The following is a 24,272-nucleotide window of genomic DNA, read 5'->3' as shown; positions in this document are numbered from 1 at the left end:
TTTACTCGCGGGGGGCGCCACGGTCGCCACCACGGTCGCCGGCCGGGCGCGACCGGCGACGGCGGGGCTCGCCGCCACCCTCGCTCCGCTCGCGCGACTCGCGCGGCGGACGGCCACCCTCGGCCGCAGCAGCACCGGCGGCGGGAGCAGCCGGAGCCTCTTCGCCCTCGGGACGGACCTTGTCGAGGTAGATCTTGCCGCGGGCGTCGATGTCCGCGATCGACACCTCGACCTTGTCGCCGACGTTGAGGAAGTCCTCGACCCGCTCGACGCGCTTGCCGTCGCCGACCTTGCTGATGTGCAGCAGGCCGTCGCGGCCGGGCAGCAGCGAGATGAAGGCGCCGAACGCGGCCGTCTTGACCACCGTGCCGAGGAACTTGTCGCCCATCTTGGGCAGCGTCGGGTTGGCGATGGCGTTGATCCGCTCGACCGCGGCCTCGGCCGACGGGCCGTTGGTGGCGCCGACGTAGATCGTGCCGTCGTCCTCGATCGAGATGTCGGCGCCGGTCTCGTCCTGGATCGCGTTGATCGTCTGACCCTTGGGCCCGATGACCATGCCGATCTTGTCGACCGGGATCTTGACCGAGGTGACGCGCGGGGCGTACTCCGACATCTCGGCCGGAGAGCTGATCGCGGCCTCCATCACGCCGAGGATCGTCGCGCGGGCGTCGTGGGCCTGCTGCAGGGCGCCGGCCAGCACGTCCGACGGGATGCCGTCGAGCTTGGTGTCCAGCTGCAGGGCGGTGACGAACTCGCTGGTGCCGGCGACCTTGAAGTCCATGTCGCCGAACGCGTCCTCCGCGCCCAGGATGTCGGTCAGCGCGATGTACTGCGTCTTGCCGTCGACCTCGTCCGAGATCAGGCCCATGGCGATGCCGGCGACCGGCGCCTTCAGCGGCACACCGGCGCTCAGCAGCGACAGCGTCGAGGCGCAGACCGAGCCCATCGACGTCGAGCCGTTGGAGCCCAGCGCCTCGGAGACCTGGCGGATCGCGTACGGGAACTCCTCGCGCGACGGCAGCACGGGCACCAGGGCCCGCTCGGCCAGCGCGCCGTGACCGATCTCGCGGCGCTTGGGCGAGCCCACCCGGCCGGTCTCACCGGTCGAGTACGGCGGGAAGTTGTAGTTGTGCATGTAGCGCTTGGACTTCTCCGGCGCCAGGGTGTCGAGCGCCTGCTCCATGCGCAGCATGTTCAGCGTGGTGACGCCCAGGATCTGGGTCTCACCGCGCTCGAACAGGGCCGAGCCGTGCACGCGGGGCAGCACGCCGATCTGGGCCGACAGCGGCCGGATGTCGCGCGGGCCACGGCCGTCGATGCGGACCTGGTCGCGCAGCACGCGCTGGCGCACCTCGCTCTTGGTCACCGAGCGGAAGGCGGCGCTGATCTCCTTCTCGCGTCCCTCGAAGCGCTCGTCGAGCAGCTCGTGGGCCTTGGCCTTGACCAGGTCGAGAGCCTCCTCGCGCTCCTGCTTGGCCGCGATCTTGAGGGCCTCGGCGGTTTCGCTGCGGACGACCTCGACCACGGCGGCGTACACGTCGTCCTGGTACTCGAGGAAGACCGGGTATTCCGCGACGGGCTTGGCGGCGATCTCGGCCAGCTCGCTCTGCGCGCGGCAGAGCTCGCGGATGGCCGGCTTGGCGGCCTCGAGGCCACCGGCGACGATCTCCTCGGTCGGGGCGGCGGCGCCACCGGCGATCAGCTTGACCGCGTGCGGCGTGGCCTCGGCCTCGACCATCATGATGGCGACGTCACCGTCGGCCAGGACGCGACCGGCGACCACCATGTCGAAGGTGGCCCGCTCGAGCTCCTCGATGGTCGGGAAGGCGACCCACTGGCCGTCGATGTGCGCGACGCGGGTCGAGCCGACCGGGCCGCTGAACGGCAGGCCGGACAGCTTGGTCGACATCGAGGCGCCGTTCATGGCGACCACGTCGTACGGGTGGGCGGGGTCGAGCGCGAGGACGGTCTCGACGACCTGGACCTCGTTGCGCAGGCCCTTGGTGAACGAGGGGCGCAGCGGCCGGTCGATCAGGCGGCAGGTGAGGATCGCGTCCTCGCTGGGCCGGCCCTCACGACGGAAGAACGAGCCGGGGATGCGACCCGCGGCGTACATCCGCTCCTCGACGTCGACGGTCAGCGGGAAGAAGTCGAAGTGCTCCTTCGGCTGCTTGCCGGCCGTGGTCGCGGAGAGGACAACGGTCTCGCCCAGCTGGACGATGACCGAGCCGGCGGCCTGCATGGCGAGGCGGCCGGTGGAGAACGTGATCTCGCGAGTTCCGAAGGTGCCGTTGTCGATTACGGCGGTGCGAGATTCGGTGCCGAGAGCGGTCTGCTCTGTCATGTGGTGCGGTACTCCTTCGTCGAGGACCCGGCGGTCAACACAGCGCGGTTTTCGCAGCTGCCGGTCTTCGATCGAAGTGCCCAGGCAGGTCTTCCTGGGAACCACTACCGAGGACCGGTGGCTTACTGCGTTCCGCGCGGGTCCGAGTGATACATGTCGGGGGAGCGGCCGGTCGGCCACTCCCCCGTCAGGTCATCGGCGCAGGCCGAGACGCTCGATGAGCGTCCGGTAGCGCGCGATGTCCTTCTTCTGCACGTAGTTGAGCAGGCGCCGGCGACGGCCGACCAGCAGAAGCAGACCACGACGACTGTGGTGGTCGTGCTTGTGCACCTTGAGGTGCTCGGTCAGGTCGGCGATCCGCTTGGTCAGCATCGCGACCTGGACCTCGGGCGAACCGGTGTCGCCGTCCTGCGCCTTGTACTCATCGATGATCTTGTTTTTGGTCTCTTGATCGAGCGCCATGTTCTCCGTGATTCTGTGCTGCCGATAAGATCCGAACTTCCCCGCGGCCCGCGGCGTCGAGCAGGCAGGCGGGAGCTGTGCAGCAGTAAGTCCGGCGTCGGACATCCGACGTCGTCTCAACCCTACCAGGGCCTCATTGAAGCAGCGCGCGGGTCTCTTCCACGTCCTGGTTGATCTGGGCGACCAGCGGCTCGATGGCATCGTACGTTCGTTGTTCGCGCAGGTGGCCCGCGAAATCGAGGCTGACCCGCTCGCCGTACAGGTCTCCGGAGAAGTCGAGCACGTACGCCTCGACCCGCCGCTCGCGGCCCGAAAAGGTGGGATTGGTGCCGATCGAGACGCTGGCCGGCAGCCGGGCGGCGTGCTCCCCGCCGCGGATCAGCCAGGCCGCGTAGACGCCGTCGGCCGGCACGGCCGCGTAACGGTGAACCATCAGATTGGCCGTGGGGAAGCCGAGCTCGCGCCCGCGCTGATCACCCCGCACGACCACGCCGCCCAACCGGTGCGGCCGGCCCAGCGCCGCGGCCGCCGCGCGCACGTCACCGGCGTCGACACAACTGCGGATGTACGTCGACGAGAAGACCAGCCCGTCCTCGGTGACCAGCGGCGCGTCCTCGACGGTGAAGCCGAACTGCACACCCAGCCGCTCGAGCAGCGCCACGTCACCGGCGGCCCGGTGCCCGAACCGGAAGTTGTCCCCCACCACCACGGCCGCCGCGTGCAGCGCCTCGACCAGCACGTCATGCGCGAACGCCTCGGGGCTGAGCTGCGAGAACGCCGGAGTGAAAGGAACCACGCAGAGCGCGTCGACCCCCAGCTGCTCGATCAGCTCGGCCTTGCGCACCGGCTCGGTCAGCACGGCCGGATGCGACCCGGGCCGCACCACCTCGGCCGGATGCGGGTCAAAGGTCACCACCACGGACTGAAGGCCCAGATCACGGGCCCGCTTCACGGCGTGCCCGATGATGGCCTGGTGGCCCCGGTGCACGCCGTCGAAGACCCCGATCGTGACGACCGAGCGCCCCCACCCGCCGGGCACAGCCTCGAATCCCCGCCACCGCTGCATGTCTCGCGCCTCCGGTCAGCCTCGCTCCCCGGACAGCGTATAGGTCCACCCGAGCGGGCAATAACAGGCGATTTGTCAGGTTGTGCAGGAGGTACGGCCATCCCAAACCCCCACCCGCCCTGGGGAAATGGGGAGGACGTTACGCGCTTGTCAAGCTGCGGAGCCGGGTTATCCACAGGGCCGCTCGGCCCATCACGACGACGACGGCGATCAGGCCGGAGCCAGCACGATCTCCGCCCGCGCCCGCCCATCCCGCTCCGAAACGATGGCCAGCACCTCACCCGACGGGGCAAACACCGCGTAGGGACCATCGATCCCGACCGGCGCAAGCGGCCCACCATGGCTCAGCACCCGAGCCTCCTCGGCGGTCGCCTCGCGCTGCGGAAAAGCCTGCCGCGCCGCCTCGGCCATAGGCAACGACACCACATCCGGCGCCACCGACTCGAGCTGCTCGAGCGTGCGCGCCTCGGCCAGGGTCAGGCCGCCCACGGCCGTACGGCGCAGGGCGGTCAGATGACCTCCCACGCCGAGCAGCGTGCCGAGGTCGCGGGCGATCGCGCGGATGTACGTTCCCGACGAGCACGTCACGTCGATGTCGATGTCGACCGCGTCCGGAGTGTGGCGGATGTCGAGGACCTCCAGGCGCGAGATCGTCACCCGCCGGGCCGGGATCGAGACCTCTTCGCCCTCGCGCACCCGCTTGTACGCCCGCTGGCCGTTGATTTTGATGGCGCTCACGGCGCTCGGCACCTGGTCGATCTCGCCGCGCTGCCCGGCCAGCCCGTCGCGGATGGCTTCGCCGGTGACGCCGTCGACCGGGGCGGTCGCCGTGACCTCGCCCTCGGCGTCGTCGGTGATCGTCGACTGGCCCAGGCGAATCGTGCCCGTGTAGCTCTTGGACGAGCCGATCACGTAGGTGAGCAGGCGCGTCGCTCGATTGACGCCGATGATCAGAACGCCGGTGGCCATCGGGTCGAGGGTGCCGCCGTGGCCCACGCGCCGGGTCTTGGCCAGCCGCCGGATCCGCGCCACCACGTCGTGCGAGGTCATCCCCGCCGGCTTGTCCACCACGATCAGTCCGTCCGCATTCACCGGACCACCCTAAGTTCTCAGCGTGTGACTCCGGTGACCGCCCAGCGCCCGGAGCGCCAGCGCCACACGGTCGTGGCGAAGCGGATCAGGATGAGCAGGGCCAGGCCGGCCCAGACGCCGCCGAGACCGAGGTCGAAGAAGTACGCGATCCAGATCGCCGGGAGGAAGCCCAGCAGGGCGGCGGCCAGGGTGATGTTGCGCAGGAAGCGGACGTCGCCGGCCCCGATCAGCACGCCGTCGAGCGCGTAGACCACGCCGGCGAACGGCATCAGCCCGATGAACCAGGGCCAGATGATCGCCGCCTGGGCGTGCACACCCTCGTCGGGTGTGAACCAGCCTGGGATCGAATCTGCCCCGACCGTGACGAGCAGGGCGAACGCGACGCCGGAGAGGCCGCCCGCGATCGTCACCTTGCGGGCCACAGCCTTGGCCTCGTCGGCGCTGCCACCACCGAGCGCGGCCCCGACCAGCGACTGGGCGGCGATCGCCACCGCGTCGAGGGCGAGCGCGCTGAAGAACCAGAGCTGGAGCGCGATCTGGTGGGCGCCGACCGACTCGACGCCGAAGCGGCTGGCCACCGCGGTCGCCGAGAGGAAACAGGCCTGGAACGCGCCGCCGCGGATCAGCAGGTCCCGGCCGAGGCGCAGCTGCAGCAGGATGACCTGCGGGCTGGGGCGCAGCTGCTTGGTCTCGCGGAACAGGGCGTACAGGAAGAAGGCGCCGGAGACGCTCTGCGCGACGACGTTGGCGATCGCGGAGCCGGTCAGGCCCCAGCCGACCGGATAGACAAGCACCGGGCACAGGATCGCGGACAGCACGTTGGCGCCCAGCACGAAGATCAGGGGGCGCCGGGTGTCCTGCACTCCGCGCATCCAGCCGTTGCCGGCCGCGGCGAGCAGCAGGCCGGGCGCGCCCAGCACGGCGACGCGCAACCATCCGGCCGCGGCGTCGGCCGTCTCGGCGTCCCCGGCGAGGGCCTGGGCCAGCGGTCCGGCCAGGGGCTGCGCGAGCAGGGCCAGCACGACGCCCACGCACAGGGCGAGCCAGGAGGCCTGAACGCCCTCGGCCACGGCGGCGGCCCGGTCGCCGGCGCCGAAGCGACGGGCGGCCCGTCCGGTGGTGCCGTACGACATGAGGGTGCCGAGCCAGGCGGCCACCGACATGACGGAACCGCTGACGGCGACGGCCGCGAGCGGCACCGGGCCGAGATGACCGACCACGGCGGTGTCGACGAGCACGTAGAGCGGCTCGGCGGCCAGCACGACGAGGGCGGGCAGGGCGAGCGAGGCGATCTTGCGCGCGGACGTGCCTTGCCGGGCGATCGCCTCAGCGGGGGGCCGGGCAGGCGGGCTCATGGTTACTCATGATGCCCGCCCGACCGTAAGGACTGCAAGGCGGATAGGGGCTTACTCAGGGGTTACTGGCGAGTGTCCATCGACGTCTGCAGGGCGCGTCGGGCCTGCTCGCGGGCTTCGTCGGTGCTCTGCGGCTTGGGCTTGGCAGCCATGATCGTGTCCTTCCACGGTGGGTGCGGGCGCGGCGCACTGGGGCACGCGTCCTCTGGATTCGGTCGAGCGGGCGTCACATCGGGGCCGGCCCGGGATCGCCGGGCACTTGGCGCTGGGTGACGCGACCCGGATGGGTGAACCCGGGTGGCTCGAGGTTCCACGGCGGGCGGTGGTCACGGCCGCGCAAAACCAAATCACCGTTCAGGTACCAAACTATCGTTCAGTTCCGCCGGTTGGAGCGGTGTTCCCACCAATCGAGACACCCAGCCGCTACCCGACAGTCACTTGGAGACAAGAAAACGCGCGGCGAGAGAGCTCGCCGCGCGTTGTTCAAAAGAGTTGTGCGAAAAGAGGAGTCAGGACAGGTGGGCGTCCAGCAGGGGGACGATCTGGGCGATCACGTCGTCCGGGCTGCCGTACGCGGTGAAACCGGCGGCCAGTCGATGACCGCCGCCGCCCAGGGCCACCGCGACCGCGCTGACGTCGACGCCGCCCTTGGACCGCAGCGACACCGACCATTCGCCGGCCGTCAGCTCCTTGACGACCACGGCCACGTCGGCCTCGGCCACACCGCGAACCGGGTCGATCAGCGATTCCAGCACGTACGGGCGCTGGTGATGCCGTTCCAGGTCGGCCGTCGTCGCATAGGTCCAGACCAGGCCGCGACCACCGGCGGCGGCCGGATCGAGGATCGCACGGCCCAGCACCTCGCCGGCCAGCTTCATGGCCCCGAACGGGCGGGTGTCGAAGATGCGGCGGGCGATGTCGCCGGGGCTGATGCCGGTGGCGATCAGCCGGGCCGCCAGCGTGTGCACCGAGGGGTGACGCACGAACTTGAACGAACCGGTGTCGGTGGCCAGCGCGACGTACAGGCATTCGGCGATGGCGGCGTCCAGCTCGACGCCCAGCCGGGTCAGCAGCTCGTCGGCCACCACCGAGGTGGCGACGGCCGCCGGGTCGACCAGGCTGATGTCGCCCAGCCCGGTGTTGGAGGCGTGGTGGTCGAGCACGATCACCGGAACGCCGGTGTCGAGGAGGCTGACCAGGGCGCCCAGGCGTGACTCGCCGGCCACGTCGAAAATCAGGATCAACCCCGGTTTCCCGTACGCCTGGAGTTCCGGAACCAGGAGCTCGGCCCCGGGCAGCTCACGGTAGGGCTCGGGCACGTCGAACTCGCCCGGGAAGGTGGCCCGCAACCCGGTGAACCCCAGCCGGCGCAGGCCCAGCGCGAAGCCGAGCATGCTGCCGAGCGCGTCGCCGTCGGGGTTAACGTGGCAGATCAGCTGCACCTCGGCGTCGAGGGGCACGGCCCGGATCGCCGCGACGGCCGCCTGCCAGGCCGCCTCGGAGACGCCGGAAGGAGTGCGGCCCGGCTCGACACCGGGCCGCGTAGGGGCAGGCGAGGTCAACTCTGGTCCTCGCGGGCGCCCACCCGCTCGGTGGCGTCCTCGTCGTCCTCTTCCTCGTCCTCGCTCTTGTAGGGGTCGGGGTCGCCGGCGTACTTCTTGCCGGCGGCCAGCTGCTGCACCTCCTGGTCGCGCTGACGCGCCTCGGCCAGCAGGTCGTCGATCTCCTTGGCGTGGTCGAGCACGTTGTCGAGCACGAAGGCCAGGCTCGGCGAGTGCCGCAGGCCCAGGGCGTGACCCACGCGGGTGCGCAGCATGCCCTTGGCGCTCTCGAGCGCCGCCTGGGTGCCCGCCTGCTCGGTGGTGTCGCCCAGCACCGTGTAATAGACGGTGGCCTCGCGGAGGTCGCCGGTGATCCGGGCGTCCGTGATGGTCACCATGCCGAGCCGGGGATCCTTGATCTCACGTACCAGCGACGCCACCAGTTCCCGTACGCGCTCGGCATGCCGACGCGTCTTGGCCGGGTCCGACATATCGCCCACCTCCGACTGTGATCCCGCGGGTTCGCGAACGCCCCCGCCCAACTGCTGAAGCCTACCCAGGCGGCCGCCGGACCGAACGCCCCCGTTCAGTCGTCCTCGCCGTACAGGCGACGTTTCACCGACAGCAACTCGATCTCGGGACGGCCGGCCACCTGGTTTTCGCAGGTGTCGATGACGGCGCGGGCCTGGGCCGGCTCGGCGGCCACCACCGCCACGCCCAGCAGAACCCGGGCGTGCAGGTCGTGAAAGCCCACCTCGGCTGCGCTGACCTCGTATTTCTTCAGCATCGCGAGGATCGGGCGGACATAGGAACGCTTCTGCTTCAGCGAGCGTGAGTCGCCGGGAAGCAGCAGGTCGAACACTGCGGTCTCGGTATACATCAGCGGGAAGGTTACTGCCGGGGTACGACAGTTCGCGGCTCAATTACCGCGGGCGATCAGCACATCGCGCTCGATTCCCTGATCCACCCGGTGCCCGAGCGGCAGCTGCTGCACGATTTCCAGCCCGTTGGCCCGCAGGATGTCCTCGGCCAGTTCCCGCTTGGCGACCTTCGTGTTCCACGAGAGCCCGATCGCGGCCCCCGGGCGCAGCAGCGGCAGCCACTGCGGCACCGCGCGCTCCAGCAGGTCGAGCGGGCGCCGGGAGAGGCCGCCCTCGTCGTCGTAGGAGCCGTGCGCCACCCCGTAGGGCAGGTCGGCCACCAGGACGTCGGCCACCCCGCCCCGCAGCAGCCCGTCGAGCTGGGTGGTGTCGGCCTGCAGCACCACGAGCTTCTGCACCGCTCCGGCCTTGTGGTCGTCCTTGCTGGCGGCCATGGTCACCTCGAGCCGGCGGGCGGCCCGGCGGCCCTGACGGCGTACGGGAACGAGGTCGGCGGTGTGCTTGAGGCGCTTGCGCTTGAGCCAGGTCTGCAGGAACAGCTTGTACGCCTCGACGTCCTTGCCGTCCATCTCGATGCCGATGCCGTCGTAGCCGTACATCAGCGCCTGGTTGAGGGTCGTGCCGCGGCCGCAGAGCGGGTCGAGGACGGTGAGATGGCCGTCGAGCATCCGGCCGGCCGACGCCGAGGCCAGGATCGTCAGGTTGAGCACGAGCTTGGTGAACTGCTCGTTGGTCTTGCCCGCGTACTTCGGGATCGTGATGAGGTCGCTGTCGTACCGGGCCAGCGGGGTCATCGTCACCGGCCGCAGGTGTTCCTCGTCCGGACGCTCGAAAAGCGCGTACGCGGCCGAGAGGTTGGACAGGTAGGCGACGTCCCGGACGGTCAGGTCGCCGGTGAACGTCAGGTATTCGACGCCGCCGAGCGTGGTCACCTCGATGTCGCCGAGACCGGCGGACAGGACCGGCCCGAACCCGGCCAGCTCGGCCGTGGCGAGGCGGGCGGCCTGGTCGGCGTAGACGCGGTTGGCGGAGGGCGCGAGCAGCAAGGCGTACCGGGACATAGCTGCCATTGGTACAGCAAGGCCCCCAGTGCCGGAGCACTGGGGGCCTTCACCGTCGAGCGGAAACCTTACGCGCGGGGCTTCTCGCGCATCTCGAAGGTCTCGATCACGTCACCGACCTGCGGGGAGCCGAAACCGCTCAGCGTCAGACCACACTCGAAGCCCTCGCGGACCTCGGTGGCGTCGTCCTTGAAGCGGCGCAGCGAGCTGATCGTGACGTTGTCGGCCACCACGGTGCCGTCCCGCAGGATGCGGGCCTTGGCGTTGCGGCGGATGAGACCCGACCGGACCAGACAGCCGGCAATGAGTCCGATCTTGGACGAGCGGAAGACCTCGCGGATCTCCGCCGTGCCCTGCTCGACCTCTTCGTACTCCGGCTTGAGCAGACCCTTGAGCGCGGCCTCGATCTCCTCGATGGCCTGGTAGATCACGCTGTAGTAGCGGATCTCCACGTTCGCCCGGTCCGCCATGTCCTTGACCTTGTTCGAGGCCCGGACGTTGAAGCCGATGATCGTGGCCGTGGCATCCGAGGATGCCGAGGCCAGGTTCACGTCGCTCTCGGTGATCGCACCGACGCCGCGGTGGATGACCTTGAGCTGGATCTCGTCCGGAATCTCGATCTTGAACAGCGCGTCCTCGAGGGCCTCGACCGAACCGGACGAGTCGCCCTTGATGACCAGGGTGAGCGAGGTCTTCTCGCCCTCCTTGAGCTGGTCCATGAGCGTCTCGAGGGTCGCCCGGCTGCGCGAGTTGGCAAAGCTGGCCGCGCGGCGGCGAGCCTGCCGCTGCTCGGCGATCTGCCGGACCGTGCGGTCCTCCTCGGCGGCCAGGAACGTGTCGCCCGCGCCCGGCACCGAGGTCAGACCCAGTACCAGCACCGGACGGGCCGGGAAGGCCTCGGACACCTGGTTGCCGTTCTCGTCGAGCATGGCGCGGACGCGGCCGTGCGCGCCACCCGCCACGATCGAGTCGCCGGCCCGCAGCGTGCCCTTCTGCACCAGCACCGTCGCGACCGCACCGCGGCCCTTGTCGAGGTGGGACTCGACGACGGCGCCCTGGGCCGGCCCGTCGATCGGAGCGGTGAGCTCCAGCGACGCGTCGGCGGTGAGCAGGACGGCCTCGAGCAGCTCGTCGATGCCGATCCCGGGCTTGGCCGCCACGTTCACGAACATCGTCTCGCCGCCGTACTCCTCGGCCAGCAGGCCGTAGTCGGCCAGCTGCTGACGCACCTTCTCGGGGTTGGCGTCGGGCTTGTCGACCTTGTTGACCGCGACCACGATCGGCACCTCGGCCGCCTTGGCGTGGTTCAACGCCTCGACCGTCTGCGGCATGACGCCGTCGTCGGCCGCGACGACCAGGATGACGATGTCGGTCACCTGGGCGCCACGGGCACGCATGGCGGTGAACGCCTCGTGACCCGGGGTGTCCAGGAACGTGACCGCCCGCTCGATCCCCTCGTGCTGGTAGCGCACCTGGTAGGCGCCGATGTGCTGGGTGATGCCACCCGCCTCGCCGGCGACCACGTTGGTCTTGCGGATCGCGTCGAGCAGCTTCGTCTTACCGTGGTCGACGTGACCCATGACGGTCACGACCGGCGGACGGGCCACCAGACGGTCCTCGGCGACGTCGGCGTCGAGGTCGATGTTGAACTGCGCGAGCAGCTCACGGTCCTCGTCCTCCGGGCTCACGATCTGGACGTCGAAGCCCAGGTGCTCGCCCAGCAGCTGCAGCGTCTCGTCGGAGCACGACTGCGTCGCCGTGACCATCTCGCCCAGGTTGAACATCTCCTGGACCAGCGAACCGGGGTTCGCGTTGATCTTGTCGGCGAAGTCGGAGAGCGACGCGCCGCGGGAGAGCCGGATTTCCTGGCCCTGACCACGCGGAGCGCCCGAGCTCATCTGCGGAGCCGACAGGTTGTCGAACTCTTGACGCCGCTGCTTCTTCGACTTGCGACCGCGGGTCGGACGACCACCCGGACGCCCGAAGGCACCCGCGGCACCGCCGCCACGGCCACGACCGCCACCACCGGGACGACCGGGAGCACCGGCACCGGCCGGAGCACCGCCGCCACCACCGGGGCCGCCACGGTAGCCACCGCCGCCGCCACCGGGGCCGCCGCGGTAACCGCCGCCACCGCCGCCGGCTCCGCCACCAGGACGGAAGCCGCCGCCAGCGCCGCCACCACCGCCGGGGCCGCCGCGGTAGCCACCGCCACCGCCGCCACCGGGACCGCCACGACCGGCGCCGGGACCACCGGGACGACCAGCGCCGCCACCGGGACCGCCACGACCGGGACCGGCCGGGCGCTGCGCGGGCATGGACGCGGGGCTGGGCCGCGGCGGCATCGACGCCGGGCTCGGCCGCGGCGGCATGCCGGGCTGGTTGGGCCGGGGCATCGCGCCCGGCGTGGGCCGGGACGTTCCGCCGCCGGACACACCGAACGGGTTGTTACCGGGACCACGCTGCGGCGGACGCGGGGCGCCACCGGCGGGGCCGGGACGCGGACCGCCCGGAGCACCGGGAGTCGCGGGACGGGCAGCCGGCGAACCCGGACGCGGCGGAACCGCGCCGGGGCCCGGACGGGGACGCGAGCCACCGTCGGACGCGGGCTGCTGGGAGCGACGCTCGGCGTCGCGGGTGCGGGCGGCCTGTGCGGCCTTGACCGCGGCCTCCTGCTCGGCCTTGAGCGCCGAGGCACGTGCCTCGGCCGCCGCGACCTCGATGTCGTGGGCGCTCGCCGGCTTGGCGACCGGACCGGGCGTGGGGCCCGGCCGGCCGGCCGGCGGCTTGGGACGCGCGAAGGGACCGGGAGACGGCGCCGGGGACGTGGGGGCGCTGGGCGCTCCCGCGGCCGGGGCAGCCGGCTTGCGCGGCGGCTGGGGCCGGACGCTGGGCGGGGCGGGGCGGACGGAGGCGGGCGCGGATGCGCCGGGCGCCGACGCGGCGGGGGCCGCCGGAGCGGAACCTGCCTCGAGGGCACCACGCAGCCGCCGGGCCACCGGGGCCTCGACCGTGCTTGATGCGGACTTGACGAACTCGCCCATCTCTTTGAGCTTGGCGAGAACGGTCTTGCTGTCGACCCCGAGCTCCTTCGCGAGCTCGTGTACGCGGGCCTTTCCTGGCACTGCACTCCTCACTTCGAGGTCGTGCGAGCGCACCCGCAACGACCTCACTCGTGCACTAGAAGCCTGTTCATTTCAGGGACTTCATCGTGTGCTCATCTGGGTCGTCCTACCTTGCTGGGTCGTGACGCGGCCACGGCGGCCGTGTCATCGGTCGTTCCGCGTGGAATGAAAACCACACGGATGTGCTCGGCCAGCAATCCGGTGTCAGCAACACCGGTGAGACGCAGCGCGCGCCCGAAGGCACGACGCCGCTCCGCTAGCGCGAAGCAAGCCGGATCAGGATGCAGATGCGCTCCCCGACCCGGCAGTCGGCGGTTCGGATCGGGCTGGAGCCGGAAATTTTCCCCGGAACCGACCGCGACGAACCGAATCAACTCGGAGGCCGGCGCATGCTTGCGACAACCGACACAGGTACGCGTCGGGCCAGCCATGTGAAAGTCTACTCCTCGTACGTCCCGGACGCGTATCCGGTCAGCTTCCCGCCTCGGCCGCATCACGGTGGGCCGGGGTCGAACGGTCGGATGCGGCCGGTTCGTTGTCCGGCCGGATGTCGATTCGCCAGCCGGTGAGGCGGGCGGCGAGCCGGGCATTCTGGCCCTCACGGCCGATCGCCAGCGACAGCTGGAAATCGGGCACGGTGACCCGGGCCGTCCGGGTGGCGGCGTCCACCACCTCGACACGCAGGGCCTTTGCCGGCGAGAGGGCGTAGCCGACGAACTGGGCCGGATCCTCCGACCAGTCGATGATGTCGATCTTCTCGCCGTGCAGCTCGCTCATCACGGCCCGGACCCGCTGACCCATCGGGCCGATGCAGGCGCCCTTGGCGTTGACGCCGGGAACCTTCGAGTGGACCGCGATCTTGGTGCGGTGACCTGCCTCACGCGCGATCGCGGCGATCTCGACCACGCCGTCGGCGATCTCGGGCACCTCTAGGGCGAACAGCTTCTTGACCAGGGCCGGGTGCGACCGCGAGAGGGTGACCTGGGGGCCGCGGAAGCCCTTGGCCACGTGCACCACGATGGCCCGGATGCGCGAGCCGTGATCGTACGACTCGCCGGGCACCTGCTCGGACTGCGGGAGCACGGCCTCGATCTTGCCGAGGTCGACGATCACGATGCCCTTCTCGGCCCGCGCGGCGTCGGCCTGCACGATGCCGGTGACCAGGTCGCCGTCGCGTCCCGCGTACTCACCGAAGTGCTGCTCGTCGGTGGCCTCGCGCAGCCGCTGCAGGATCACCTGCTTGGCGGTCATCGCGGCGATCCGGCCGAAGTCGTGCGGGGTGTCGTCCCACTCGCGGACCACGGTGCCGTCGGCGTCGAGTTCCTGCGCCAGCACTGAGGCGACACCGGTCTTGCGGTCGATCTCGACACGGGCGTGGCTCTGCGCGCCCTCGGTGTGCCGGTAGGCGGTCAGCAGGGCCGTCTCGATGGCGGCCAGAATCGTCTCGAACGGGATCTCCCGCTCGCGCTCGAGGGCGCGCAGCGCCGCGAGGTCGATGTTCATTCCTCGCCCTCCCCTTCGTCGTCGTCATGGTCGTCGTCTTCGTCTTCGTCGCCGAAGTCGGCCTCGTCCAGCCGTTTGAACTCGATCTGCACCTTGCCGGGGCCGAGCTCGCCGAAGCGCAGCTCGTGGGTGGTGCCGTCGACGTCGAGCACGATGCCCGCGTCGTCCGTGTCGACCACCCGGCCGGTCAGCCCGTTCACCGCGACCAGCCGGCCCCGGTTGCGCCGCCAGTGCCGGGGCAGGGTCAGCGGCCGGTCGACACCGGGCGAACCGACCTCAAGCTGATATTCGCCGGCGAGCACCTCGCCGCCGCTCTCCTCGGCCGCGTCGAGCGCGGCCGAGATCTCGCGGGAGACGATCGCCACGTCGTCGAGGCTGATGCCCCCGTCGGCGTCGACCAGCACGCGCACCAGATGGCGGCGGCCGGCCCGCGAGACGGCGACGTCCTCCAGGTCGTAACCCGCCTGGGTGACGACCGGGTCGATCACCTCGCGCACCCGGGCCCGGGCGGCGGCCAGGTCGATCCGGGGCGCGGCGGGAACGCGGGGCTGCTCCTCCTCGCGGCGGCGGCGTGCCCCGGGACCCTGTCCGGGCCGGGCGCCGGCGCGACCACGCTGCGTCATCGGGGCTCGACCTTTCCTCAAAATCGGACAAACGACTTTATGCCGCCGGGCCGGAAAGCCCCGCGGCTGGGACAGAGCGTAACGCGCGGGGCCGGACGACGGTTCGCCGCCGCACCGATTCCCCGCCATGCGCAGGTCATACCCGGTGGGTGATGGTGTTGACTGGCGCGGTGCGAAAGAGCATCACGGGGTACAGCCGCCGACGTGTGCTGGGAGCCGCCGCGGCCGGGCTGGGCGCGGCCTCGCTGAGCGGCTGCGGGCTCTTCGACGACAAGCCGGCCCCACCCGACCCGCCCGATCCGGCGCAGCCGCTGCTCGACGAGGCCGTCGCGCTGGCCGCTTCCTACGATCGGGCGATCGCCGCCCAGCCCGGGCTGGCCACCCGGCTCACTCCCCTGGCCGACGACCACCGCACGCACATCGCCGAACTGACCCGCCTGATCGGCCGGACGCCACCGTCGGCCGGACCGGGCGCGAGCGCGGCGACCGGCGCCCCGGCCGAGACGATCGCCACGCTGCGCTCGGCCGAACAGGCGGCGCAGAAGTCCGCGGTCGCGGCGTGCCGGGCGGCGCCGGCCGAGCGGGCCGCCCTGATCGGGTCGATCGCGGCGTGCCGGGCCACCCACGCCGAGGCGCTGCGATGAGCCCGCAACTGGGCGCGGCCCTGGCGGCGGAGGAGGCGGCCATCTATGCGTACGGGGTGATCGGGGTGCATCTGGGCAGCCGGGGCGACGTCACCGAGGCCCGGGCGGCCGAACAGGTCCACCGCGGCCGCCGTGACTACATCGTGGCCAAGCTGGCCCAGCTGAGGGCCAGTTCGGCGCCATCGCCCGCGGGCTACCAGATGCCGTTCGAGGTGACCGATCGGGCGAGCGCGCTCAAGCTGGCGATCCACGTGGAGGACGGCGTGGCCCAGGCGTGGCGGCCGCTCCTGCCGGTGACCACGGACAACGACCGCACCACGGCCCTGGCCGCGATGACCGAGGCGGCCGTACGCGCGACCCGCTGGCGCCGCCTGGCCGCGGTGAGCCCGGTGACCCTGCCGTTCCCCGGCCGCCCCGCCTGAACCGGAATGTCCCTTCTCCAGCTACGCGCTGTGCACCTTCCGCGTACGCATGGATGCCCGAGAATGACGGGGTGCAAGACGAGATCGACTTCACGTCGCCGCGGGGACGCCTCGCCACCCGGCTGAGCGACGTGATCGAGCGCCGCTGGCCGGCCGAGGTGCGGGCCATCGGCGTACACGGATCGCTGGCGCACGGCGACGACCACGACGGCAGCGACGTCAACCTGGTCGTCCTCACCTATCGCCCGGGTGGCGGCCCGCGTCCGGCCCTGCGCAAGGTGGACGGCATCCTGGTCGACCTGCGGGTGACGACGGCCGAGGAGGACCTGCGCCGGGCCCGCGAGCTGACCCCGCGCTGGCCGCTGGAGGCACAACGGTTCGTCACGAGCCGGCCGCTGCACGACCCGCGCGGGTTGTTCGCCCAGCATCGCGACGCCCACCTGGGCCGGCTGGCCGAGGCCCGGCCGATCGAGTTCAGCGGTCTGGCCCGGCACGACTGGGAGATCGCGTCGGCCGCGCGAGGCCGGGCGGTGCGGCTGGCCGAGTACTACGACACCGATGCCGCGCTCGTCATGATGGCCGACGCGCGCCTGCACGCCGCCCTGGTCGCGGGCCTGCTCAGCCGCACGTATTTCCGGAACCCGGCCGACGCTGTCCGGCGCACCGGGGTGGCGGGCGCCGACGTGCAGGAGCTCAGCAAGATCCTCGACTCGCAGGCCGAGGACCTGACCGCGCGGGGCCGGCCGGTCGACGGCACCCTCAAGGAGCTCTTCGAATAGTCAGGCGCCGACGCCGATCAGCGCGCCGATGCCGTACGTGGCCAGGGCGGCCAGCGCACCCAGGACGAGCTGGCGCAGCCCGCCGAGCCACCACGGCCGGGCCGTGAACCGACCGACCACGGCACCCGCCACGAACAGGCCGAGTCCACCCACCGAGAGCGCGAGCCACAGGCTGTCGAATCCGAGCAAGTACGTCAGCAGCGGGATCAGCGCGCCCACGGCGAAGCACACGAACGAGGACCCGGCCGCCGTCCACGGGCTGGGCAGCTCGTCGGGGACCACGCCCAGCTCCTCCTGGGCGTGCACACGCAGAGCCTGGTCGGGGTGCTCCTTGAGGACGTCGGCGACCTCGCGGGCCAGCGGCTCGGGCAGGCCCCGGGCCACCCACATGCCGACCAGCTCGTCGGCCTCGCCCTCGGGGTTGAGGCGCAGCTCGCGCAGTTCCTTGGCCAGCTCGGCCGCGACCTGCTCATTCTGCGTGCGGACGCTGGTGTATTCGCCGATGCCCATCGAGATCGCGCCGGCCACCAGGCCGGCCACCCCGGTGAGCACCAGGGTGCTGCGATCGACCCCGCCGCCGCCCACGCCGGCGATCAGCGCGATGTTCGTGACCAGGCCGTCCATCGCGCCGAAGGTGGCCGCCCGCAGCCAGCCGCCGGACACGTCGGCGTGGTGATGTTCGGCCACCTCGGAGGGCTGCGTCACGGGAGCGTCAGGATTTCCGCGCCGTCGTCGGTGACCACCAGCGTGTGCTCGAACTGGGCGGTCCACTTGCGGTCCTTGGTGACGACCGTCCAGCCGTCCTTCCACAGGTCGTACTCGTAGGTGCCGAGGGTGATCATCGGCTCGATGGTGAAGGTCATGCCCGGTTCCATCACCGTGTCGAGGCGCGGATTGTCGTAGTGCGGGATGTAGAGCCCGGAATGGAACGTCTCGCCGATGCCGTGACCGGTGAAGTCGCGGACCACGCCGTAGCCGAAGCGCTTCGCGTACGACTCGATGACCCGGCCGATGACGTTGATCGGGCGGCCCGGCGCGACGGCCTTGATGCCGCGCATCATCGCCTCGTGGGTGCGCTCGACCAGCAGGCGGGCCTGTTCGTCGACCTCGCCCACGCAGAAGGTCGCGTCGGTGTCGCCGTGCACGCCGTTCAGATAGGCGGTGACGTCGACGTTGATGATGTCGCCGTCCTCGAGCACGGTCGAGTCGGGGATGCCGTGGCAGATCACCTCGTTGAGCGACGTGCAGCACGACTTGGGGAAGCCCTTGTAGCCCAGGGTGGACGGGTAGGCCCCGTGGTCGCACAGGAACTCGTGCACCACCCGGTCGATCTCGTCGGTGGTGACGCCGGGCTTGCAGTGTTCCCCGGCCAGCTGCGTGGCCTGCGCGGCCAGCCGCCCGGCGATCCGCATCTTGTCGATGGTCTCGGCGGACTGCACGTGCGAGCCGCGCCACTCTTTCGGGCGCTTCTTCCCGACGTATTCAGGACGGACGATCTGGGCCGGGACCGCCCGCCAGGGCGTCTGCCTTCCCGGCGCCAAGGGGGCGCGAACGGTCATAGCCGGGCCTCCTGGGGCATGCCCTCCTGGCCCTCGCCTGCGCGGCCGTAGATCAGTGCGGCTGGGTGCCGCTCGGTGCGGTCGGTCATACCCGAAGCCTATCGCCGGGCGCGGGCCGGTCAGGCGCGGCGGCGGATGGACGATAACGGCTCCGTTGAGTCCGAACGGGCGGTTCTTGCCGCTCCCCGGCCCCTGTGTAATCGTGTCAGCGTGGATCAAGAGGGGGCGGACCAGAGCTTCAGGGCCACGTCGGCCGTGGAAGCGGGACGGGTCGTTGTGCGGATCGGTGGCGAGGTCGACATGTCGACCGCCGACGCCATGTTCCTGGCGGCCACCAAGGACGGCACGGCCGCCGCGACGCTCGACCTGCGGGATGTCACCTTCTTCGACTCCGCCGCGATCCACGCGCTGCTGCGGCTGGCCGAGCGCTACCGCGAAGGTCTGGCGGTGCTGCCGTCGCCGCAGGTGCGCCGGGTGCTGGAGATCTCGGGGCTGTCGACACAGCCCTGGTTGCGAGACTGAAGGGTCAAGCGCTGAGCGGCCGCCGGAGCGTCACCGACGTCCCCTCGGCCGAGCGCAGCACGGCCAGCTCGGACAGCGCGCCGATCAGGGCCAGCCCGCGCCCGCGGAACCCGCCCGACTCGCTGGGCCGCCAGCGACCGCTGTCCCGCACGACGATCACCACCGCCCCGTCGTCCAGCGAGGCCTCGACCGTGATGAACGGCTCGGCCGGCTCGATCGGGTGCTCGATCGCGTTGGCCGCCGCCTCGGACACCGCCACCGTCAGATCGAACGCGTCGGCGTCGGGCACGGCGTGCGCGGCCAGGAAGTCGTCGAGCCGGTGGCGCAGCACGCTGAGCTGCGTGGGCTCGGCCGGCAGCCGCAGCACGAACTCGCGGGGCTCGGTCGCCTCGAGCGCCAGCAGCGCGATGTCGTCGCGGCGGTCGCGCCGGGCCGCCTTGGCCAGCAGGGTGTCCAGCAGATCCTCCACGTGTTCGGCCGGCTTGGCGGCGTCGGCGGTCAGTTCGGCCAGGCCCGCGTCGATCCCGGTCTGCCTGTCCTCGACCAGGCCGTCGGTGTAGAGCAGCAGCCGCCCGCCGGCCGGCATGGGGGCCGAGAACGTCGGATAGCTGACATCGGTGAGCGCGCCGATCGGGGGCCCGAGAGCGGACGTGTAGAGGAACGAGCCATGCTCGCCCGGCGGCACCAGCACCGGCGGCGGGTGCCCGGCCGACGAGTAGTGCAGCCGGCGTTCCCGCGGGTCGAACCGGACGCACACGACTGTGGCGAACTGCCGCCGCCCGAGGTTGTCGACGAGCCGGTTGAGCCGGGTCAGCGCCTCGCCGCAGTCGAAGCCCTCCAGGATGTACGCGCGGAGGGCGTTGCGCAGCTGCCCCATGCCCGCCGCCGCCTGCACACCCTTGCCGACCACGTCGCCGATCACCAGGTAGAGCTGTTCGTCCTGGCCGGCGATCACGTCGTACCAGTCGCCGCCGACCTCGGCCTCGCTGCTGCCCGGCAGATAGCGACTGGCCACGATGGCCCCCGGCATCTGGGGCAGCGACTGCGGCAGGAGGCTGTGCTGCAACGTGGTCGCGATCCGGTGCTCGGCCTCGTAGAGCCGCGCGTTCTCGAGCCGCAGACCGATCAGCCGGGCCAGCTGGGCCAGCACGGCCGGTTCCGGGGTGCCCTGCGGCGACGCCCAGACCCGCAGCTCGCCGACGGACGCGCCGGACGTGTCGGGCAGCGGCAGCACCAGGTCGGGCCGGGCCAGCGGGTCGGCGCCCGCGTCCACCTCGGACCGGGCCCCGGGCACGCTGATCACAACGCGCCCGGCCGAGGCCATGTCGCGCACGTGCCGGACGGCGACGTCGAGCACCTCGGCCGTGGTGCGGACGGAGTTGACCGCGGCCGCCGTGTCGACGAGCTCGCGCAGCCGGTGGAGGACCTGGCGGCGGGCCTGACCGAGGTCGAGGTTGGCCCGCACCCGGGCGGTCAGGTCGCGGGCCGAGAACGGCTTGACCAGGTAGTCGTCGGCGCCGGAGGCGAGTCCTTCGCTGGACGCCTCCTCGCCGGCCCGGGCCGAGAGCACGACGATCGGGACGTCACGGGTGCGTTCGTCGGCGCGCAGGGCGGCGATCAGGCCGAAGCCGTCGAGCCGGGGCATCATCACGTCGGTCAGCACGAGGTCGAACTGCTGGCGCCCGGCCAGCTCGAGCGCGGCCCGGCCGTCGACCGCGGTGGTGACGTCCCACAGCGGCCGCAGCAGCCGGCTGAGGTGGTCGCGCAGGTCGGCGTTGTCGTCGACGACCAGGATGCGGCCGCGCGGCCCGTCGGCCGGGGCGGCCGGGCGCACCGGCGCGGGCGGCGAGTCCCCGGCCCACCAGTGCTCGGCCTCCTCGACGTACGGGCGGGCGTCGATCTCGGCGACGATGCGATCGCCGCCCTCGGCGACCCGGTCGGCCGGCAGATGCGCGGCGCCGAACGGGATCGTGACGGTGAAGACGCTGCCCGCGCCGGGCTCGCTCTCGGCGCCGGCCGACCCGCCGTGCAGCTCGGCCAGCTCACGCACCAGGGCCAGGCCGATGCCGGTGCCCTCGTGGGTGCGCGACCAGACGCCGGTGACCCGGTGGAAGCGGTCGAACAGCAGCGGCAGCTGATCGGGCGGGATGCCGACGCCGGTGTCGCGCACGGTCAGCTCGGCGCCCCGCTCGACGGCCCGGACCCGCACCTCGATGCGCCCGTGCTGGGTGAACTTCACCGCGTTGGAGAGCAGGTTGAGGACGATCTTTTCCCACATGTCGCGGTCGACGTAGACCGGGGCGGGCAGCGGCGGCGAGTCGACCACCAGCTCGAGGCCGGCGCGCTCGGCGGCCGATCGGAAGGTGCTGGCCAGCCGGGCCGTGTAGTCGGCGAGATCGGTCGGCCGGTACGCCGCGCGCAGCCGCCCCGATTCCAGGCGCGAGAAGTCGAGCACGGTGTTGACCAGCTTGAGCAGGCGCAGGGCGTTGCGCCGCATGGGTTGCAGCCGTTCCCGCTGGCCGCCGGGCAGTTCCGGGTCGTCGAGCAGGTCCTCCAGCGGGCCCAGGATCAGGGTCAGCGGCGTCCGGAACTCGTGGCTCACGTTGGAGAAGAAGTTGGTCTTGGCGCGGTCGAGGGCGGCCAGCTCGACGGCCCGGGCGCGTTCCTGCTCGTACGCCCGCAGGTTGCCCACGGCCCGGGAGATCTGCGCGGTCGCCAGCTCGAGGAAGTCGCGATAGTCCCCGCCGGGCGCCAGATAGCGGCTCACCCCGATCACCAGTGCCCCGACCCGGGCGGTGCCCGCCGTGACCGGCAGCACCAGCGCCTCGTCGGCGGCCGAGGGGGGCGCGTCGGTGATCTCGCCCAGGGGCAGGGACGCCGGGTCACCGCTCTCGATCACCCGCCGCACGATCGGGTGGACCGGCCCCTCGTCGTGGTCGAGGACCAGCTCCGCGTACGGCACGTCGGCCGCGTCGTCGGCGAACACGGCGACCACTTCGGCCCTCAGTGCCGCCTCGCTGGACAGGCCGGCCAGGCGTGAGCCGAGCGCGCTGAGCGTGCGCACCCGCCGCTCCCCCAGCACCCGCCCGGTGGTGTCGCTGACGATGCAGAAGATGCCGTCGACGGCCCCGGTGGGGCTGCGGATCGGGTCGTACGAGATGTCGAAGTACGTCTCTTCGAGGAAGCCGTGCCGTTCCAGCATGAACGGGTGGTCGGTGGCCCAGAACGCCTCGCCGCCGGTCACCACGCCGTCGAACAGGATCTTCAGCACCGACCAGGCTTCGGCCCACATCTCGTGGCCGGGCCGGCCCAGGAAGGCGGGATGCTTGGTGCCCATCGTGGCGATGTAGGCGTCGTTGTAAAGCGCGCAGTACTCCGGGCCCCAGAAGACGACGATCTGCGCCCGGGAGGCGAGCATGGTCGCGACCGCGCCGCGCAGTTCGTCCGGCCACCCGGCGGGCTCACCGATCGGGCTGCCGACCCAGTCGAACCCGGCCATCCGACGGCCCATCTCGCCGCCCCGCTCGAAAGCCAGGCGGAGCTGACTCGGAAGGGCCCCGTCCGAGCCATCGCCCATAGGTCCTCCCGTGCTCGACGACCGGCGAGCGGTCCACTGGTCCGGTTGAGCACCGTAACACCGCCGGGCACGGGCAGTGCGTCCAGTGGTTACGCGGCGAAGGCTTCCGGCTTGAGCCCGGAACGCTCGGCGGCCGCCTCGACGAGGGCGGCGAAAACCCGGAGGTCGGCGGTGCGTTCCGGATGCCATTGCACGCCCACGGCGAACGAGTGGGCCGGATCCTCGATGATCTCGATGACCCGGTCGTCGGGGCACCAGCCGGTCGCGGTGAACGAGCCCGGGTCATCGATCGCCTGGTGGTGGAACGAGTTCACAGTCGTGTGCGCGCCCAGCAGCCGGTGCGCGATCGAGCCGTGCTCGATGATCAGGTCGTGCCGCCCGTACGCGCCGGGGCCGGCGGCCAGCGGGTCGGTGCCCTTGGCGGCCCGGTGCCGTTCATGGCCGATCACGTCGGGCAGGTGCTGGTGCAGCGTGCCGCCGCCGGCCACGGCCATGATCTGCAGGCCCCGGCAGATTCCGAGCAGCGGCAGGTCGGCCGCCAGGGCCGCCCGCATCAGCATCATCTCGGACTCGTCGCGTTCCTTGTCGATCTCGGTCGCCGGGTGCCGGTCGGCTCCCCAGTACGCCGGGTCGATGTCGTTGCCGCCGCAGAAGACGATGCCGTCGAGCGACTCGAGCACGTCCTCACCGGGATCGTCGGGGGTGATCAGCACGGCCCGCCCACCCACCGCGTGCACGGCCCGCACGTACGTCATCGGGAGCATGCCCGCCATGACGTCGTTGCCGTTGTACTGCACTTGCTCTGCGTACGAGGTCATGCCGATCAGGGGCCTGCGCATGCGGTGCTTTCCTCCTTGTTGCTCTTCCCTACTTGCCTGTCGCCGCGACGAGCGCCCCGAAAAGCCGTTCGTCACGTATCACCTCGGGATGCCACTGCACCCCCAGGACGAACCGGTGGTCCGAATCCTCGACCGCCTCGGCGAGGCCGTCCTCGGCGCGGCCGGTGACTGTGAGTTTTCCGGCATCGGCCACGCCCTGGTGGTGGAAACACTTGATTGCCAGGTCCTCGCCCATCAGGCCGGCGATGCGGCTGCCGGGAACGAACGAGGCGTCATGCTCGCCGTAGACGCCGGGCGCCGGGCGGTGCCGGTCGTGGCCCAGGACGTCGGGCAGGTGCTGGTGCAGGGTGCCTCCGGCCGCGGCGACGAGCAGTTGCATGCCACGGCAGACACCAAGAACGGGTACATCCAATTCCAACGCGCGGCGAACGAGGAGTATTTCGGCGCGGTCACGATCGGGGCGGCTCACGGTGAACGGCCCGGGCTCGGCGCCGTAGAGCTCGGGGCTCAGATCGGGACCGCCGGCCAGCACCAGCCCGTCGAGCATCGCGAGCACGTCGGTGTCGTCGTGTTCGGGCAGCAGCACCGGACGGCCACCGGCCTGGACGACCGCGGCCACGTAGTCGTGCGGGATCAGGGTGGTGGGCAGATCGCGCCATACGCCCCAAGTGGCCGGTTCCACATAGGTCGTGATGCCGATGATCGGACGCATCGCCCCACCGTAACCAGATCATGTTTCAGGACAACCGCTTAACGGCTGAATGAGGCGCGGGGGGGGGCCCCCCGCGCGGGGGGGGGGCCGCCCCCGGGGGCCACGGGACCACCCACCCCCCCGGCGACCACCCCCGGGGGGGGGGGGGCCCCCGAAACCCCGACG

At 71.5% G+C, this 24,272-nt stretch carries 22 protein-coding genes; 4 read left to right on the top strand and 18 right to left on the bottom strand.

Features of this window, described 5'->3' with window-relative positions; all coding sequences use genetic code 11:
* Nucleotide 1 precedes the first annotated feature (1 nt).
* The 13 genes from ACZ3I4_RS29310 to rimP all read right to left on the bottom strand — a co-directional run bounded on the left by ACZ3I4_RS29310 (nt 2) and on the right by rimP (nt 15,053).
* Nucleotides 2-2,344, bottom strand: coding sequence for a polyribonucleotide nucleotidyltransferase (locus ACZ3I4_RS29310; RefSeq protein ID WP_465385245.1), 2,343 nt, complete (start codon nt 2,342-2,344; stop codon nt 2-4).
* A gap of 192 nt (nt 2,345-2,536) precedes the next feature.
* Nucleotides 2,537-2,806 (bottom strand): 30S ribosomal protein S15, encoded by a 270-nt coding sequence (gene rpsO, locus ACZ3I4_RS29305; RefSeq protein WP_203724260.1) that lies wholly within the window; start codon nt 2,804-2,806, stop codon nt 2,537-2,539.
* Nucleotides 2,807-2,939: 133 nt separating this feature from the next.
* Nucleotides 2,940-3,872 (bottom strand): bifunctional riboflavin kinase/FAD synthetase, encoded by a 933-nt coding sequence (locus tag ACZ3I4_RS29300; RefSeq protein WP_465385244.1) that lies wholly within the window; start codon nt 3,870-3,872, stop codon nt 2,940-2,942.
* Nucleotides 3,873-4,082: 210 nt separating this feature from the next.
* Nucleotides 4,083-4,964, bottom strand: coding sequence for a tRNA pseudouridine(55) synthase TruB (gene truB, locus ACZ3I4_RS29295; protein ID WP_465385243.1), 882 nt, complete (start codon nt 4,962-4,964; stop codon nt 4,083-4,085).
* Nucleotides 4,965-4,981: 17 nt separating this feature from the next.
* Complete coding sequence (locus ACZ3I4_RS29290) at nt 4,982-6,319, bottom strand: MATE family efflux transporter (protein ID WP_465385242.1); 1,338 nt, start codon at nt 6,317-6,319, stop codon at nt 4,982-4,984.
* A gap of 509 nt (nt 6,320-6,828) precedes the next feature.
* A complete protein-coding gene (locus ACZ3I4_RS29285; protein WP_465385241.1) occupies nt 6,829-7,881 on the bottom strand; it encodes a DHH family phosphoesterase in 1,053 nt (350 codons plus the stop codon).
* The gene (gene rbfA / locus ACZ3I4_RS29280; protein WP_465385240.1) at nt 7,878-8,351 is read right to left on the bottom strand and encodes a 30S ribosome-binding factor RbfA; all 474 of its coding nucleotides are present in this window, start codon (nt 8,349-8,351) and stop codon (nt 7,878-7,880) included. The genes ACZ3I4_RS29285 and rbfA overlap by 4 nt, the downstream gene beginning before the upstream one ends.
* Before the next feature lie 95 nt (nt 8,352-8,446).
* Nucleotides 8,447-8,740, bottom strand: a complete 294-nt coding sequence (locus tag ACZ3I4_RS29275) for a DUF503 domain-containing protein (protein ID WP_465385239.1) — start codon at nt 8,738-8,740, stop codon at nt 8,447-8,449.
* Nucleotides 8,741-8,779: 39 nt separating this feature from the next.
* On the bottom strand, nt 8,780-9,802 hold the full coding sequence (locus ACZ3I4_RS29270) for a TRM11 family SAM-dependent methyltransferase (protein WP_465385238.1): 1,023 nt from the start codon (nt 9,800-9,802) through the stop codon (nt 8,780-8,782).
* A 68-nt stretch (nt 9,803-9,870) separates the two neighbouring features.
* Nucleotides 9,871-12,927 carry a translation initiation factor IF-2 gene (gene infB, locus ACZ3I4_RS29265; RefSeq protein ID WP_465385237.1) on the bottom strand — a complete coding sequence of 1,019 codons (3,057 nt, stop codon included), beginning with the start codon at nt 12,925-12,927 and terminating at the stop codon, nt 9,871-9,873.
* A gap of 92 nt (nt 12,928-13,019) precedes the next feature.
* Entirely contained in the window at nt 13,020-13,358 is a 339-nt protein-coding gene (locus ACZ3I4_RS29260; RefSeq protein ID WP_465385236.1) for a YlxR family protein, read from the bottom strand.
* A 40-nt stretch (nt 13,359-13,398) separates the two neighbouring features.
* Nucleotides 13,399-14,430 carry a transcription termination factor NusA gene (gene nusA, locus ACZ3I4_RS29255; protein ID WP_465385235.1) on the bottom strand — a complete coding sequence of 344 codons (1,032 nt, stop codon included), beginning with the start codon at nt 14,428-14,430 and terminating at the stop codon, nt 13,399-13,401.
* Nucleotides 14,427-15,053, bottom strand: coding sequence for a ribosome maturation factor RimP (gene rimP, locus ACZ3I4_RS29250; RefSeq protein WP_465385234.1), 627 nt, complete (start codon nt 15,051-15,053; stop codon nt 14,427-14,429). Before rimP ends, nusA begins: the two co-directional genes overlap by 4 nt.
* Before the next feature lie 152 nt (nt 15,054-15,205).
* Here rimP and ACZ3I4_RS29245 point away from each other — a divergent pair, with 152 nt between their 5' ends.
* The 3 genes from ACZ3I4_RS29245 to ACZ3I4_RS29235 all read left to right on the top strand — a co-directional run bounded on the left by ACZ3I4_RS29245 (nt 15,206) and on the right by ACZ3I4_RS29235 (nt 16,898).
* Nucleotides 15,206-15,697, top strand: a complete 492-nt coding sequence (locus tag ACZ3I4_RS29245) for a hypothetical protein (RefSeq protein WP_465385376.1) — start codon at nt 15,206-15,208, stop codon at nt 15,695-15,697.
* On the top strand, nt 15,694-16,119 hold the full coding sequence (locus tag ACZ3I4_RS29240; protein ID WP_465385233.1) for a ferritin-like domain-containing protein: 426 nt from the start codon (nt 15,694-15,696) through the stop codon (nt 16,117-16,119). Before ACZ3I4_RS29245 ends, ACZ3I4_RS29240 begins: the two co-directional genes overlap by 4 nt.
* Nucleotides 16,120-16,190: 71 nt before the next feature.
* Nucleotides 16,191-16,898, top strand: coding sequence for a nucleotidyltransferase domain-containing protein (locus ACZ3I4_RS29235; RefSeq protein ID WP_465385232.1), 708 nt, complete (start codon nt 16,191-16,193; stop codon nt 16,896-16,898).
* Here ACZ3I4_RS29235 and ACZ3I4_RS29230 read toward each other — a convergent pair whose 3' ends face one another.
* Both ACZ3I4_RS29230 and map read right to left on the bottom strand, forming a co-directional pair.
* Complete coding sequence (locus ACZ3I4_RS29230) at nt 16,899-17,603, bottom strand: VIT1/CCC1 transporter family protein (protein ID WP_465385231.1); 705 nt, start codon at nt 17,601-17,603, stop codon at nt 16,899-16,901.
* Complete coding sequence (gene map, locus ACZ3I4_RS29225) at nt 17,600-18,457, bottom strand: type I methionyl aminopeptidase (protein ID WP_465385230.1); 858 nt, start codon at nt 18,455-18,457, stop codon at nt 17,600-17,602. The genes ACZ3I4_RS29230 and map overlap by 4 nt, the downstream gene beginning before the upstream one ends.
* Nucleotides 18,458-18,667: 210 nt before the next feature.
* Between map and ACZ3I4_RS29220 the strand changes: the two genes are divergently transcribed.
* Nucleotides 18,668-18,979, top strand: coding sequence for an STAS domain-containing protein (locus tag ACZ3I4_RS29220; RefSeq protein WP_465385229.1), 312 nt, complete (start codon nt 18,668-18,670; stop codon nt 18,977-18,979).
* A 4-nt stretch (nt 18,980-18,983) separates the two neighbouring features.
* On the opposite strand, the gene ACZ3I4_RS29215 is transcribed toward ACZ3I4_RS29220, so the two are convergent.
* From ACZ3I4_RS29215 to ACZ3I4_RS29205, 3 genes are all read right to left on the bottom strand, one after another.
* The gene (locus ACZ3I4_RS29215) at nt 18,984-22,556 is read right to left on the bottom strand and encodes a SpoIIE family protein phosphatase (protein ID WP_465385228.1); all 3,573 of its coding nucleotides are present in this window, start codon (nt 22,554-22,556) and stop codon (nt 18,984-18,986) included.
* Between the two features lie 89 nt (nt 22,557-22,645).
* On the bottom strand, nt 22,646-23,395 hold the full coding sequence (locus tag ACZ3I4_RS29210; protein WP_465385227.1) for a gamma-glutamyl-gamma-aminobutyrate hydrolase family protein: 750 nt from the start codon (nt 23,393-23,395) through the stop codon (nt 22,646-22,648).
* Between the two features lie 28 nt (nt 23,396-23,423).
* A complete protein-coding gene (locus tag ACZ3I4_RS29205) occupies nt 23,424-24,107 on the bottom strand; it encodes a gamma-glutamyl-gamma-aminobutyrate hydrolase family protein (RefSeq protein WP_465385226.1) in 684 nt (227 codons plus the stop codon).
* Between the last annotated feature and the right edge of the window lie 165 nt (nt 24,108-24,272).

The sequence above is a fragment of the Actinoplanes sp. NPDC021490 genome (genome assembly GCF_055562135.1).
The sequence above is the reverse complement of the archived record's forward strand: the minus strand, read 5'-3'. Positions and strand labels throughout refer to the sequence as shown.